This window comes from Collinsella sp. AF36-3AT (assembly GCF_003475205.1).
In the GTDB taxonomy this organism is placed as follows: domain Bacteria; phylum Actinomycetota; class Coriobacteriia; order Coriobacteriales; family Coriobacteriaceae; genus Collinsella; species Collinsella aerofaciens_AF.
In genome coordinates, this window is sequence record NZ_QROZ01000001.1 from 299960 (window position 1) to 314247 (window position 14288).

Annotated in this window: 14 protein-coding genes; 4 read left to right on the forward strand and 10 right to left on the reverse strand. The window is 62.2% G+C overall.

Annotation, left to right across the window (positions count from 1 at the left end):
* Positions 1-21 precede the first annotated feature (21 nt).
* Entirely contained in the window at positions 22-1416 is a 1395-nt protein-coding gene (locus DW003_RS01260) for a uracil-xanthine permease family protein (protein WP_089572468.1), read from the reverse strand.
* Between the two features lie 352 nt (positions 1417-1768).
* Here DW003_RS01260 and DW003_RS01265 point away from each other — a divergent pair, with 352 nt between their 5' ends.
* Positions 1769-2425, forward strand: coding sequence for a transcriptional regulator (locus DW003_RS01265; protein ID WP_233545437.1), 657 nt, complete (start codon positions 1769-1771; stop codon positions 2423-2425).
* 122 nt (positions 2426-2547) lie between these two features.
* Here DW003_RS01265 and DW003_RS01270 read toward each other — a convergent pair whose 3' ends face one another.
* A complete protein-coding gene (locus tag DW003_RS01270; protein ID WP_055285184.1) occupies positions 2548-2925 on the reverse strand; it encodes a RidA family protein in 378 nt (125 codons plus the stop codon).
* 299 nt (positions 2926-3224) lie between these two features.
* On the opposite strand from DW003_RS01270, the gene DW003_RS01275 reads away from it, so the two are divergent.
* Positions 3225-5720 (forward strand): U32 family peptidase, encoded by a 2496-nt coding sequence (locus tag DW003_RS01275; protein WP_118387113.1) that lies wholly within the window; start codon positions 3225-3227, stop codon positions 5718-5720.
* A 15-nt stretch (positions 5721-5735) separates the two neighbouring features.
* Positions 5736-6395 carry an RluA family pseudouridine synthase gene (locus DW003_RS01280; RefSeq protein ID WP_233508892.1) on the forward strand — a complete coding sequence of 220 codons (660 nt, stop codon included), beginning with the start codon at positions 5736-5738 and terminating at the stop codon, positions 6393-6395.
* A 398-nt stretch (positions 6396-6793) separates the two neighbouring features.
* On the opposite strand, the gene DW003_RS01285 is transcribed toward DW003_RS01280, so the two are convergent.
* Both DW003_RS01285 and DW003_RS01290 read right to left on the reverse strand, forming a co-directional pair.
* Positions 6794-7540 carry a DeoR/GlpR family DNA-binding transcription regulator gene (locus DW003_RS01285; RefSeq protein WP_118387115.1) on the reverse strand — a complete coding sequence of 249 codons (747 nt, stop codon included), beginning with the start codon at positions 7538-7540 and terminating at the stop codon, positions 6794-6796.
* A 3-nt stretch (positions 7541-7543) separates the two neighbouring features.
* Positions 7544-8623: a Gfo/Idh/MocA family protein gene (locus tag DW003_RS01290; protein ID WP_118387117.1), complete on the reverse strand. Its 1080-nt coding sequence runs from the start codon at positions 8621-8623 to the stop codon at positions 7544-7546.
* A gap of 632 nt (positions 8624-9255) precedes the next feature.
* Between DW003_RS01290 and DW003_RS01295 the strand changes: the two genes are divergently transcribed.
* Positions 9256-9492, forward strand: coding sequence for a hypothetical protein (locus DW003_RS01295; RefSeq protein ID WP_117765044.1), 237 nt, complete (start codon positions 9256-9258; stop codon positions 9490-9492).
* A gap of 116 nt (positions 9493-9608) precedes the next feature.
* Here DW003_RS01295 and DW003_RS01300 read toward each other — a convergent pair whose 3' ends face one another.
* From DW003_RS01300 to DW003_RS01325, 6 genes are all read right to left on the reverse strand, one after another.
* Complete coding sequence (locus DW003_RS01300) at positions 9609-10493, reverse strand: ROK family protein (protein ID WP_199408721.1); 885 nt, start codon at positions 10491-10493, stop codon at positions 9609-9611.
* Between the two features lie 79 nt (positions 10494-10572).
* The gene (locus tag DW003_RS01305) at positions 10573-11697 is read right to left on the reverse strand and encodes a glycoside hydrolase family 172 protein (protein ID WP_172676343.1); all 1125 of its coding nucleotides are present in this window, start codon (positions 11695-11697) and stop codon (positions 10573-10575) included.
* Between the two features lie 12 nt (positions 11698-11709).
* On the reverse strand, positions 11710-12108 hold the full coding sequence (locus DW003_RS01310; protein ID WP_089572475.1) for a PTS sugar transporter subunit IIA: 399 nt from the start codon (positions 12106-12108) through the stop codon (positions 11710-11712).
* Positions 12109-12134: 26 nt separating this feature from the next.
* Positions 12135-12968 carry a PTS system mannose/fructose/sorbose family transporter subunit IID gene (locus DW003_RS01315; protein WP_089572476.1) on the reverse strand — a complete coding sequence of 278 codons (834 nt, stop codon included), beginning with the start codon at positions 12966-12968 and terminating at the stop codon, positions 12135-12137.
* A gap of 2 nt (positions 12969-12970) precedes the next feature.
* Positions 12971-13756, reverse strand: coding sequence for a PTS sugar transporter subunit IIC (locus tag DW003_RS01320; protein WP_089572477.1), 786 nt, complete (start codon positions 13754-13756; stop codon positions 12971-12973).
* Between the two features lie 9 nt (positions 13757-13765).
* Positions 13766-14239: a PTS sugar transporter subunit IIB gene (locus tag DW003_RS01325; protein ID WP_089572478.1), complete on the reverse strand. Its 474-nt coding sequence runs from the start codon at positions 14237-14239 to the stop codon at positions 13766-13768.
* Positions 14240-14288 lie beyond the last annotated feature (49 nt).

The following is a 14288-nucleotide window of genomic DNA, read 5'->3' on the forward strand; positions in this document are numbered from 1 at the left end:
CGACGAATAGCACCGAATTGGTTACTTCTTGCTCTCGGGCAAGACCAGATCCACGGCGGCGTCCTTGGCAGCATCGATGTGCTGAGCCACGACCGGCGTCTGCGGAAGGATCAGGTTAAGGACAATGGCCATAATGGCGGTGGGGGTTACGGCATTGGAGCCGATGACGGTGGATACCCAGGCGGGCATACCCTCGCCGGCAAGGCAACCGCTGGCCATCCAGATACCCAGGCCAAAGACGACGGAGGTACCGACGATGGTGGTAGTGCGCTGCGTGAGGCCCTCGCGGGTGAACATGCGCACGCCGTTCATGGTGATGGTGCCAAAGACGCCGACGGTCGCGCCGCCGATGACGGGCTGCGGGATAGCGGAAAGGACGGCAGAGAGCTGCGGGAACAGACCGGCGATGGCAAAGACGGCCGCGATGATCACAAAGACCCACTTGTTGACGACCTTGTTGGAGCAGATGATGCCCACGTTCTGGCCAAGGGCGCTGGTGGGAAGACCGCCCAGCAGGCCGCCGACCATAGAGGTGAGGCCCTGGGACACGATAGCGCCGGAGAGCTCGCGCTCGGTGGGCATACGGTCGATGGAGCCCAGGCAGGCGGCGGAGACGTCGCCGATAACCTGGATGGCAACCATGGGGAACACGACAGCGAGGGTAATGCAGACCTCGGGATCAAACTCGAGCGCGTAGGGCATGAGCTTGGGAAGGGCGAAGACCTGAGCGGTGGCGACGCTGGAGAAGTCGATCATGCCAAAGGGGATCGAAACGATCATGCCAACGATCATGCCAAAGAACACGGATCCCAGCTTGAGCGTGCCCTTGCCAAAGTTGGCGAGCGCAAAGACCACGGCGAAGGTGATAAGAGCGACGCACCAGGCCTGCGGGGTGCCCCATAGCGGCGTACCCATACCGCCGGCCATATACTTGACGGCCGTGGGATACAGCGAAACGCCGATGGAGAAGATGACCGTACCGGTCACGACGGGCGGGAACAGCCACTTGATCTTGCTGTAGGCCAGACCAAAGAGGACCGCGACGGCGCCGCCGACGATCTCGCCGCCCAGCAGCGCACCAAAGCTAAAGCCCGAGGCACCCATGGCCTGCAGGGCCGGGAGGAACGCGAACGAAACGCCCATGACGATGGGCAGGCCGCCGCCGATGCGACGGAAGGGGGCAAAGGCCTGAAGGGCCGTGTCGATCGCCGAAAGAATGAGCGCGACCTGGATGATGTCGGTGCTCTGCTGGCTATTAAAGCCGTAGACGCCGGCCATGATGACAGCCGGGGTGATGATGCCGGCAAACGATGCCAGTACGTGCTGAAGGGCACACGGGATCATTTCCTTAACGGGAGGCATGCCTTCACGAGTGAACAGGGCTTCAGTGCCGTTCTTAACCGTCTCCTGGGTCATTTGACCACCAATCCTCGAAATAGTTGTTTTCGCATCTAACGCTCTATTGTGACGCAGTGCGGGGTTGAGGTTGTGCCTTCGTTGCATATCGTATTAAAGATGATTCTCATTCTCAATAATAATTTTTTGTTATCAGACTATTCTTCAGCTGAGATAATGCATTTCCGCAGGTCAGGAAAGTGCCTGGTCAAAATAACATCTAACTTTTCTTTTGGTCGACCGTTTACCGCCAAATTCCTACCGCTCGTCCGTATTACGCAATGTACCTGCGAATATGCGAGGCAATAGACACCGTGTTACCATGAGAAAAAATTGTTATGAACATTTCCGATTTCACCCCAAGGAGTTGCCTGTGAACGAGACCGTACGTCGCTTTTTGCCGATGGTCGATTTCCTGGAGCAGATACTCGGTAAGAACAGCGAAATCGTGCTGCACGATTTCTCGGATCCCGACCATGCCATCGTCGATATTCGCAACGGCATCGTGAGCGGCCGTAAGATCGGCGGTCCTGCCACCGATCTGGCGCTCAAGATCATGCACGACCCCAAGTATCGCGACCTGCCGTTTATTACGGGCTACGAGGGCCGCGGCGCCGGCGGCAAGACGCTGGAGTCGGCGACGTACTTTATCCGCGAGGATAACGAGATCGTCGGTATGCTCTGCGTCAACACCGACCTCTCGACCGTGCGCTCCATCAACGCCATGGCGCAGCAGCTCATGGCATGCTTCGACGCGGCGCCGACGCGCACGGAGCCCGCCCCTATCGAGGTCGAAAGCCTTTCGGAGTCCACGCAGGAGCTCATCGACCGCAGCATTGCCGAGTTGCTGAGCGCGCGCGGGCTGGATGTAGCGTCGCTTGGTCAGAGCGACCGCATGGACGTCATTCGCCACCTCAACGGCAACGGGGTGTTCATGCTCAAGGGCGCCGTGGCCTGCGCCGCCACCGCGCTGGGCATTTCGGAGCCCAGCGTATACCGCTACCTGCAAAAAGTCCGCAAGGAAGGCTAAACGTGATCCCTTGGGGACGAAGGGAAACGGATCATTTTTGTCGCATCGCTTGACAAAAGACCCTGCAGCTCGCACGCGCTGCAGGGTCTTTTTGCATGTCATGTTTAGTTGTTGCCAACGCCTTAGAGGGCGGCGACGACCTCGATCTCGACCAGACCGCCAGCCGGAAGGGCGGCAACTTGGAAGGCGCTACGTGCGGGGAACGGGGCCTCGAACTTGGAGGCGTAGATCTCGTTCACGGCGGCGAAGTCGGCGATGTCGGCCAGGTAGACCGTAGTCTTGACGACATCGGCAAAGGTGGCGCCGGCAGCGGTCAGCAGGGCCTCGACGTTGGCGAGGGACTGCTTGGCCTGGGCCTCGACGCCCTCAGGCATCTTGCCGGTTGCGGGGTCGATGCCCAGCTGGCCGGACAGGAACACCATGTTGCCGGCCTGGATACCGGGGGAATACGGGCCGATGGCTGCGGGTGCGTTATCGGAAGACACGACGGTTTTGCTCATGTTTTTCTCCTTACGATCAAATAGAGAGCGTGAGCGCGGCGTTCGCACCGGGGGGCACAATTCGGTCTGAACACCGCGCTTGATTGGGATAGTACTCAAGGTTTCCGTTTGATGCAAGAATATTATCAGCTTGCGAGAATATTTTATCGCCCAACGGTTTCCCCGAACCGCTGAACGGTTCTCATGTGGAGCAGCCAGTCCAAGCTGCTGAAGACTTTATCCCGCTTAGAGCACGGGCATCGCCTGCCGCGACGGCACCACTATACTTTTGAGTATCTGAGCATTTTGAAAGGCAGGATATGACCGCAACCGCCAGTCGAACCACCAACCGCAGACCCGAGCTTTTGGCGCCCGCCGGAGGGCCCGAGCCCTTTGCCGCCGCACTCGCCGCCGGGGCAGACGCCATCTACTGCGGCATGGGCAGCTTCAACGCACGCCGCAAGGCCACCAACTTTACCGACGAGGCCTTTGAGCAGGCCTGCCGCGCCGCGCATCTGGCCGGCTCGCGCGTCTACGTCACGGTCAACATCATCATCAAGCAGTCTGAGATGAGCGATGTGCTGCAGCTCATCCATCGCTGCTCCACGCTGGGCGCCGACGCCTTCATCATCCAGGACTGGGGCCTGTTCTTTGAGGTCAAGCGCACCATGCCCGGCATCGAGACGCATATCTCGACCCAGGCGAACATCCACGACGACCGCGGAACCCTTTGGTGCCGCGAGCAAGGCGCCGACCGCGTGACCCTCTCGCGCGAGCTTTCCATCGACGAGATTGCCGCCATTCACGATGCCGCGCCCGATGTGGACCTTGAGGTCTTTAGCCATGGCGCCATCTGCTTTTGCTACTCTGGCCTGTGTCTGCTTTCGAGCTTTGCCATGGCGGGCCGCTCGGCCAACCGCGGCATGTGCGCTCAACCCTGTCGCCTGCCCTACGAGCTGATCGACGAGAACGGCCGCTCGCTCTCCCCTGCCGGTCGCGAGCGCGCGCTGTGCCCGCGTGACACCAACACTTCACAACTTGTTCGCCGCCTGTATGACGCCGGCGCCGCGTCGCTCAAGCTCGAGGGCCGCATGAAGGCGCCCGATTACGTGTATTCCATCGTCGACGTGTATCGTCATCAGATTGATGACATGCTGGCCGGAACCACCGTTGCCAAGGACGAGAAAGACGCCCGCCAGCGCCAGCTCAAGCGCTGCTTTAACCGCGACTTTACGCACGCCTATCAGGACGGCACCTCGGGCGACGAGATGATGAGCTATGAGCGTTCCAACAACCGCGGCCAGATCGTGGGCACGGTGCTGGGCAGCCGCCCGGCCAACCGCGATGTGCGCGGCCTCAAGCCCGACGACCGCCGTCGCCGCGCCGCCATCGCCCGTATTGAGCTGTTTGAGCCCGTGGGCAAGGGCGACCTGCTGGAGCTTCGCCACGATAACGAGTTTGACCAGTTCCTGACCACCATTGCCGCCGATGATGCCGCAGCCGGTGAAGTCATCGAATGTCGCGTACCCCGCAGCATGCCCGAGGGCTGCCGCGTCCGCGTGATTCGCAGTCAGCGTGCCATCGACGCCGCCGGCGCCGCGCTCAAGCGCGATGTGCTGCGCCGCCGCGCTGTTGATGTGTCCGTCGTGGCGCGCCTGGGCGAGCCGTTTACCGTGACGCTCACCTGCTGTGACAACCCCGCGCTCACCGCCACCGCCACGGGCTTCACCGTCGAGGCCGCCAAGACCCGCGCCGTCGAGGCGGCGGACATGGTTGAGCATGTGGGCCGCATGGGTTCCTCTCCTTTTGAGGCTGCGAGCTTTGAGGTGGCGCTCGATGAGGGCTGTGGCATGGGTTTCTCCGCCGTACATAAGGTGCGCGCCGCCGCTTGCAAGGCGCTGGAAGAGGCCATTCTGGCGCCGTACGCGGAGCGCGCGAAAACGCTCGAGCTGCCGGCGATTGTCACCAGTGATTCCCGCCCCGCGCCCGAGCACTACCGCGACGAGCCGCAGATCTGCGCCACCGTCACCTCGCTCGAGGCCGCCGAGGCAGCGCGGGCGGAGGGTGCAACGCGCATCTACATGACCACCGACGCGCTCGATGCGGCCAAGCTCTCCCCCGCCGATACGTTTGAGCAGGGCATCGTACCCGTGCTCGATGAGATCTGCCGTGCCGTTGACCACGTCCGCGTTGACCCATGGGTTGTTGCTGGCGCCACGGTCGCTATTGGCAACATCTCTGAGCTTGCCCTGGCCGCCCAGGTTGGCGCCACGGCCGAGATTCGCTCTTGCCTGCCGGTGCACAACACGCCCTGCATGGAGGCACTCGCCGAACGCGGAGCCGGCGCGTTTTGGCTCTCGCCCGAGATCACGCTCGACGAGATTGTCTCGCTCGGCGCCGCCGCGCCCGCGGCTCTGGGCATCACCGTCTTTGGCCGCCCGCGCGTCATGACAAGCGAGCATTGCATTCTGCAGGTTGCCAACGGCTGCATCCACGATTGCGCCAACTGCCGCCTGCGTGCCCGCAAGCTCTCGCTCAAGAATATCGACGGAAAGGTCATGCCCGTCCGCACCGACATCCACGGCCGCTCTCGCCTGTACGACGCCTACCCCATCGACCTCACACCGCAGGTTCCACAGCTGCTCGACGCCGGCGTGCGCCGTCTTATGGTCGACGGAACCTTGCTCGAGGCCGATGAGATTGGCCGTGCCGTCGCTCGCGTCCGTCGCGCCGTCGAGGCCGCGCAAGCCGGCCGCAAGCCGGCCGCCCGCCTGCGCGGCGCCACCTCGGGCTGCATGTTTGTGGGAATCAGCTAACCGAAAGGCTTACACGTGAACGAAGAACCTCAAGTCCTCTACTGCGACGCCTGGCTCATGGCCATCGACAAGCCCGCCGGCATGATCGTCCACGGTGACGGCACCGGCGAGCGCACACTTACCGACTACGCCAGCGACCTGCTGCTGGCGATGGGCGACGGCTTTGCCGCGACCGACATGCAGCCGCTCAATCGCCTGGACCGCAACACCACCGGCGTGGTGCTGTTCTCGCTCGACAAGCAGACGCAGCCCGCCTTTGACCAGATGGTCATCGACCACGCATTCGAAAAGCACTATCTGGCGCTCGCCGAGGGCAAAATCGACTGGAACGAGAAGCTCATCGACAAGCCTATCGCCCGCGACCGCCACGATAGCCGCAAGATGCGCGTTGGCGCCAGCGGCAAGCCATCTCAGACGCGCGTCAAGGTACTCAAGCGCCTTAAGAGCCGCCGCGGCCTGCCCACGCGCTCGTATATTGATGTCGAGCTGCTCACCGGCCGCAAGCATCAGATTCGCGTGCACCTGGCAAGCGAGCATCATCCCCTGGTTGGCGACGACCTGTACGGAACGCCGCGCCCCTGCGGCCTCATGCTCCATGCCCACAGCGTGTCCTTTACGCATCCCGTAACCGGCGAGCACATCCACATCGAAGCCCCTTGCCCCTGGGAGCCCTAAACCACCACAATGGGAACAGGCACCTTTATGATGGTTTTGCCGCGATGGCTCAGCCGCGGTCCCAAAACGTCTCGATCTGTAACAGTTAGAACCCATTTTCCGGTCTATCTGTTACAGATCGAGACATTCGAATCCCCTCAAGGGAATAATCTCAATCTGTAACAGTAACTCGGCAAAATCAGTCCCAGATGTTACAGATTGAGACAAAGGGACGGCGCGGTTCGTAAGTATCTCGATCTGTAACATCTAGCCTGCTTTTAACGGTCTGGTTGTTACAGATTTAGATAAACCGGTAGACAACAAAAGTGGCAGCGCCCGGGATGGTCGTTGCCGCTTTTCCATTGACCCACCACAAAGGTGCCTGTCCCCTTTGTGGTGGTTTTGGCCTTGCCCCGCCGCTAGACCGTGATAACGTTGTCCATCGTCTGGTACTTGGCAGGCACCTCGCCCGCGGTGATGATCGTCGCGTCGCGGAAGTCCGCGAACTTGACGGGTGCCACCATGCCAAATTTGCTGGCATCAGAGATTACGAAGCGTTTGGCCGTATGGCGCATCGAGATGCGCTTGACCTGTGCCTCCTCGATATCGGGCGCCGTGAAGCCCTGCTCGGCGGCAATGCCGTTAGAGCCCCAAAAGCCGCAGTTGAAGTTGTAGCGGTCTAGAGTTGCCAAGGCATCGGGGCCAACGAGCGCCTCGGTCTCGGGTTTGAGCTCGCCGCCCAGCACCACGGTACGCATACCGCGCAAAGCGAGATGCTGAGCATGGAGCACGGAATCAGTCACATAGGTGACCCCTTCGAGATGCGGAAGATGCTCGATGAGCCTGAGCGTCGTCGAACCCGAATCGATGTACACAAAGCTCTCGGGCTCTACCAGCGCCGCCGCACGGGCGCAGATACGTTCCTTGTCGTCGTTATGGAGATCGCTGCGCTCATTAAGCGTTAGGTCGCGCGTCACGTGCGCGCGCTCCAGACTTGTCGCGCCTCCGTGCACCTTGGCGATACGGTGTGCTCGGTCGAGCGTCTGCAGGTCGCGCCGAATGGTAGACGCCGTCACGCCCAGGGCTTCGGCAAGCTCCGGCACGGTAACCGAGCCGGCCTGCTGAACCATCGACACGATTGCGTTGAGCCTATCTTCCGCTAGCATCGCTTACTCCTCCTCGGGGTACACGACTCCCCAGTCGGCGCGTAGCTTGGTCATCAGCTCCATAACATCAGAAGCATAGCCCAGAAGCTCACGCTTAGAGTCGTCGCCGGCAACGGCCTTCTCAAGATCGGCCATCTCATAGCAAAGGGCGTAAGCCTCGGTGCCGGCGTGGACCTCCTCGCGGTGGCCGTCCGCAGTCCACACGATAGTCGCGTGATCGGCGCGCGGATACTCGTTGACCTCGATATAGCACTTATCGAAGCTAATAATCGAGCGCTTGGGTTGCTTGGAGTGGAGCGTGAGGCTCACAACACCCAGCTGCTGCTCGGCATTACGGCAGACGATGCCGCCCGCAACGTCAACACCGGTCTCACAGGTGTTGCCCAACGAAACGACCTCAATGGGCTGGCTTGCCATAAAGAGACGCATGACGGACAGGGCATACACGCCAATGTCGAGCATGGCACCGCCAGCAAGGTTGCGGTTGTAGAAGCGATTGGTCAGATCGCCGTACTCCTTGTAGCTACCAAAGTTGAGCTGGGCGAGGTTCATGCGACCAAACTCGCCGGCATCCATGCGACGGCGCAGCTCTTGATACAAGGGCATATGAAGCACCGTGGTGGCGTCCATGAGGACGACGCTGTGCTCGTCGGCGATGGCACGCGCCTCGTCGAGCTCAGCGGAATTGAGGGTAATGGCTTTCTCGCAGAGCACGTGCTTGCCGGCGGCCAGCGCGTCACGCAGATAGGTGATATGCGTGTTGTGCGGCGTGGTGATATAGACGGCGTCGATGCCCGGATCGGCGTAGAGGTCCTCAACCGATTCATAGACCTTCTCGATGCCATACTGCTCAGCAAAAGCCTGAGCCTTGGACAGCGTACGGTTGGCGACGCCCGCAAGCTTGCGGCCGGCAAGAGCGAGAGACTGGGCCATCTGGTTGGCGATAACGCCGCACCCGATCACAGCCCAACGAAGCTCGGGAGCCGTAAAAATATCGTCGGGGAACGGCTTGTCCTGGACCGAAGCGAACGCTGCTTTTGCGGCTGCCGCGGAGTCGAGTGGAGCCTGCTTGGAATCTACCATATGTGCCTCCTGTGTCATAGAACGTCTTGCATTTCGGATAGCTCTATATTCGCACAAACACGCGCGTCTGTGCGTGTTTGTGCGTATCTCACCGCTAAACGGTCATTTTTGTCCCGTAAACGGCGCATCTATACGCATATTCACGCAATCCCACGCACGCAAATACGCACAAATGCGAACCGGTCATTGCTCAGAGACAGGGGCTTATGCTTAGAACTCAAAAGACAGGATGATCCGCTTCGCCTCGTCGCTCATGGCGCGCTGCAGCTCTAAGGACCGTCCCAAACTGCCGACAGAAAAGGAACGTTCCAAACTGCAGACAGAAAAAGAACGTCCCCAGGCGCCGGCATTTCAAGAGCACTCATTTAAGTCTGTCCCCAATGAGTGGGAGTAATCAGAGACCCTTTGCGAGGGAGGCCGGACGTGGCCTTCCTCGTTTTTATTCATGGACTTTAGTCCGTGCCGCGCGGCACGCGCGGCATAGAAAGCCACCCGCTCAGCGGGTGGAGGCCAATTTCCGCTACGCGACAAAAACCTTCCCCCTAGCATGAGGATTGTTCAGGTCATCATACTAGGGGGAAGGTGATTGCTGTGGCCCAGAAAGCCAACAGCCTCGCGCACACGAAATGGCTGTGCAAGTACCGCATCGCACCGAGGTCAAGCTCATCGCCGCCATCGTCGAGAAGCACCCCAAGGTGCGCTTTGCCGCGAGCCGCACCTCGGCCCACGCCGACCTCTACGACCGTATGGAGCAGGCCCTGTGCGAGCGCGTGGCCAACGCGGTGGAGGTCGTCCGCTCCGACATCAGCCCCGCGCTTCTTGTCCACACCGGTCCAAACCTCGTGGGTGTGGCGGTCCAGGGACTCTAGCGGAGGCGGGGCGTCCTGCCCCAAAAACAAATGCAAAAGACGAGCACTTCTTGCCGCTCAATTGGCAAGAAGCGCTCGTCTTTTCTTAACGCGTTGTATGGCGGAGAGAGCGCAAGTTACGCGAGCGCCCTTCTTGCCAGCTCGGCCGCGCCGAGGATTCCTTGGTCGCCGCCGCAGCCCGGGGCGCAGATGTAGCTCTCCATGTCCTTAAGCTCGGCGGTCTGGATGTAGCCACCCAGATATTCGAGGGTCTTCTTGCGGACGATGCCGTAGAGCTGCTCCTGGTGCATCACGCCGCCGCCGAGGACGATGCGGCGAGGCGAGTACATGAGCACGAGGTTCGCGCACATCTGCCCCAGATAATCCCCCTCGAGCGCCCACACCTCATCGTTGTCCGCGAGCTCGGCCGCGGGCTTTCCCCAGCGCGCGGCGATGGCGGGGCCGGAGGCGAGCCCCTCGAGACAGCTCGCGTGGCTCGGGCAGACGCAGCGTCCCTCCTCGGTGGGACGGGTCCTTACCAGCATGTGACCGGCCTCGGGGTGCAGCATACCGTGAAGGAGTCTGCCCGCGCACATGACGCCCGCGCCCACGCCGGTGCCGATGGTCACGTAGACGGCGTCCTCGAGCCCCTTGCAGCAGCCGAAGACCACTTCGCCGAGGCAGGCAACGTTAACGTCCGTGTCGTAGGCCACCGGAATCCCGAGGTCGTCGGCGAACGCGGCGCGAAGACCATGGCCTCGCCACGCGAGCTTGGGCGTCTGGAGGATGGAGCCGTAGCGCTCGTCGTTGGGGTCGACGCAGGTCGGGCCGAAGGCGCCGATGCCCAACGCGTCCACATCGCGGGCGGTGAACCACTCGATCATCTGCGGGACGGTCTCGGCGGGCGTAAGCGTCGGGGTCTCCATACGGTCGAGGACCTCGCCGTCGCCGGACACCACGGCACAGACCATCTTGGTCCCGCCGGCTTCGAGGGCGCCGAGCCTCATTTGCTTTTCGCTCATGTGATCCTCCTTACAAAGGGACGCCCGCAGTCATGGTCAACCGCGGGCGCCCATAACGTTGGCTTGTTTCGAGGCGACCCTACCTGGGCACGCGGTCCTGCCTCGCGGCAAACGGGGCGAGCACGGCGTGCGGCTCGCTTTGGTACCAGTAGGCGACGGTGGAGATGTCGTCCTCGCGCTCGTAGAGCTTGATGTCGTCGTTGCCGAGGTCCTGGAACGTCACGCGCAGGTCCTCCTTGAACGAGATCGGGTCGGGAAGGTGCCACCTGTAGAGGCCGTGCCTGGGCAGCGCGTCGTCGTTAGTCGCGAGCATCGGATTCGGGTTCGGCTTGCCCGCGCTGAAGCGGTCGCGCGTGGCGTCGCGCGTCGAGCGGTACGGGTAGCCGGCGAACAGCGTGTTGAAGCACTGCGCCTCGGGCAGCGCGTGGGGCGGCCTGTCGAGGAAGGCCCAGGCACCGCCGAAGTAGTCCTCGGCTCCCGTCGAGGTGACCGTGGGGAACTCCTCGTCGCCGTCGAGGAAGAACTTCATCTCGCCCTCGCCCCACCAATAGCGCTCCAGGGCGCACAGGGCCATGTAGGTGCCGACGTAGTAGCCCTTGCCGCGCACGCCGTCGAGCACGGTGTAGTCGACGCCCCTGCGGGTGCTGCGCTCGCGGTTAAAGCGGGCGTGGAAGTACATGGCGTCGTCCGGCACGTCGGTGAGCGCGTAGTTGAACGTGTAGAAGATGTACTTAATGAACCCGGGGTGCTCGCTCGTAAGCGTGACCTTGGCGTGCTTCCTGAAGGGCATCTCGAAGTAGCAGTTCATGCCGCCCGTCGGGTTCACGCAGATGGGCATCGAGTTGACGATGGCGCGCTCACCGAAGCCGTTGCAGAAGAAGTCGCCGACAGGGCACTCGACCGAGGGGGTCTCCTCGTCGTCCCAGTAGAAGCGCAGCACGAGGTCACGCATGACGAAGCTGCCAGCGGCGGTCTTGTCGGGGACGGTCATCCAGATGTGGCGGATGATGCCGGGACCCTCGATGTCCGCGAGCGTGATGGTCTCGCCGGACTCAAGGGGCACGCAGCACGAGCCCTTGCGGCCGACGCCGAGGTGGCTGGCCGACATGGCGGCGCGGCCCTTCTCGCCCGTGATGTTCTCGGGGGTGATGGCGCGGCTTTCCTCACCGCCGTGCATCCACACGTCCTTAAGGAACTCTCTCATCGTCGACCTCCTCTATTCGTCGTCGTCGCACTCGGCGGAACTGGCACCGTTCACGTAGATGATCTGCTGGCGCGCCTCGTTGACGAGGGCGTCGAAGTCGAGTTTCTCGTCGGGGCGCGCGAGCGCGACCGTCATGGCGAGCGGGAGGTTGACACCCGCGATCACGTGGATCCGGTCGGAGGCGAAGCGGGAAAAGCGCTGGTTCACGCTGCCGCCGTACGCGTCGGTGAGGACGACGACCTCGTCAGTGCCCGAAAGAGCCGCCTCGACCGCCGCGTCGAGCCCCTCGCCGTTGTCGTTCACGTAGGCGCACACGGCGTTGACGGCGTCGCCCTTACCCGTAAGGAACTCGAGGGTGTCCTTGAAGCCCTGGGCGAGAAGGGAATGGCTCGCCACAACTATCTTTCTCATTGATTCACCAATCTCTTGGGTCGAAGCTAGGCGAGGATGCCGGCGGCGGAGGCGACCATCGCGAGGACGATCACCACGAGGATGAGGGCCGTCATGCTCGCGTTCTTCTTGGTAAGAAGGTAATACGCGCTTCCCGTGATGGCGGCGGGGATCATGGCAGGCAGGATCTTGTCGAGCAGCGGCTGAATCTCCATCGCGACGTCGCCGAAGCTGAAGCTAATCGGGCAGGTGACGCCGATGACCGAGGCGATGAGGCAGCCGACCACGGTGAGGCCGAGCACGGAGGCGGCGGCAGTGAGGTTGGGAAGCTTCTCGCTGAAGTCGGTGACGAGCTTCACGCCCTGCTTGTAGCCGAACTCGAGGGCGTGCATGCGGACCCAGAAGATGGCCAGGATGAGCGCGAACCAGATGCCGGCTCCCACGGGGTTGCCCTCGATGGCCATGTAGGCGGCGATGGAGCCCATGATGGTCGGGATCATGGTCATGAGCAGGGAGTCGCCGACGCCGGCGAGCGGTCCCATGGTGCCGATCTTCAGGTCTTGGACGGCGTCCGCCGCCGCTAGGCCGTCGCGCTCCTCCATGGCCACGCAGGCGCCAAGGATGATGGCGGCGAGCCAAGGCTGGGTGTTGTAGTAGCGGAAGTGGTTGTTGAGCGCTTGCTTATAGTCCTCGTCGTTCGTGTAGATCTTCCTCAGGACCGGCGAGAGGGCGTAGGCGACTGAGGCGCCCTGCTGGGTCTGGTAGTTGAAGGTGCACACGCTCATGAGCCAGCGCCAGTTCGCGTTGCGCAGGTCCTTCTTGGTGACCTTGTAGCCGGAGGGCTTGCCCTCGGCGACGGCGGTGATGTTCTCGTTTTCCATGGTTACTCATCCTCTCCGATGAAGGCGTCTGCGGAAGCGTGGGCGGCGAGCTCGGTGTCCCTCTCGGCACGCTGGTAGAACGCAATCGCGAGGGCAACGCCGACGATGGCGGCGCCGATGATGGGCACGTTCAGGAAGGCCGAGAGGAAGAAGCCGGCGAGCAGGTACTGGAAGTACTTGGCGGTTGGCATGTAGCGGAGCAGCATGGCGATACCGACGGCCGGGAGCATCTTGCCGGCGAGGGTGAGGCCGGAGAGGAACCACTGGGGCATGACCTCGAGGAGCCAGTTGACGGCGGGCTGGCCGAGCGTCACGGAGACAAAGACGGGCAGGGCGGCGCACAGGCCGAAGAGCGCGGGGCAGACCCACAGGATGGCGTTCATCTGATTGAACTTACCCTCGTTGCAGAACTTCTGGGACTTCTCGACGACAAAGCCGTTGAGGATCTTGGCGACGACGTCGAGCTGGATGCCGAGCATGCCGACCGGCAGGCCGATGGCGAGGCCCGTGTCGGAGCCCAGGGTCACGCCGTAGGCGGTGGCGATGATGGCCATCGTGCCGTAGTCGGGAATGGAGGAGCCGCCGAAGCCCGCGACGCCGAGCTGCATGAGCTGAATGGTGCCGCCGATGACAAGGCCGGTCTTCCAGTCGCCCATGACGACTCCGGTGATGAGGCCCCAGAAAACGGCGTAATTGACGAAGATCATCGGGATGCCGTAGTAGTCCACGTGCTTGATGAAGGCCAGCAGGGTCAAAAGGACGACCTGCAGGATAGTGAAGTTGACCATATTTCCCCCTTAGATGAGGTCTGCGACGGAGACGGGCTTGTCGGCGGGCACGAACTGGGCCGTCACCTTGACGCCACGGGCGATGAGCGCCTTGTAGCTCTGGACGTTCTCGGCGGAGGCGTAGGCGCGCTGGGTGAGCTGGATGCCGTCCTCCTTGACGAGCGAGCCGCCGACGACCAGCGACGGGAGCTCGACGCCCGACTCGACCAGGCGAAGCATCGTCTCGGGCTCCTTGGCGATGACGAAGACCTTCTCGCGGTCGTACTTGCCCGCGGCGAAGTTCTTGAGCGCGGTCTGCTCGGAGATGATCGAAACGGCCATGCCCGCGGGGCGCGCCATCCTCATGGTGGACTTCAGGACCTCGTCGCCGGCGACCTTGTCGTCGATGACCATGACTCGGGTCGCGCCCGACACCGGGGCCCACTGCGTCACGATGATGCCGTGAAGCAGGCGATTGTCGATTCGTGCCATAACAACACTCATGTTTGCTCCTATCAAATGAAGTTTTGCGTTCGGTACTGCCTCGGCGCTA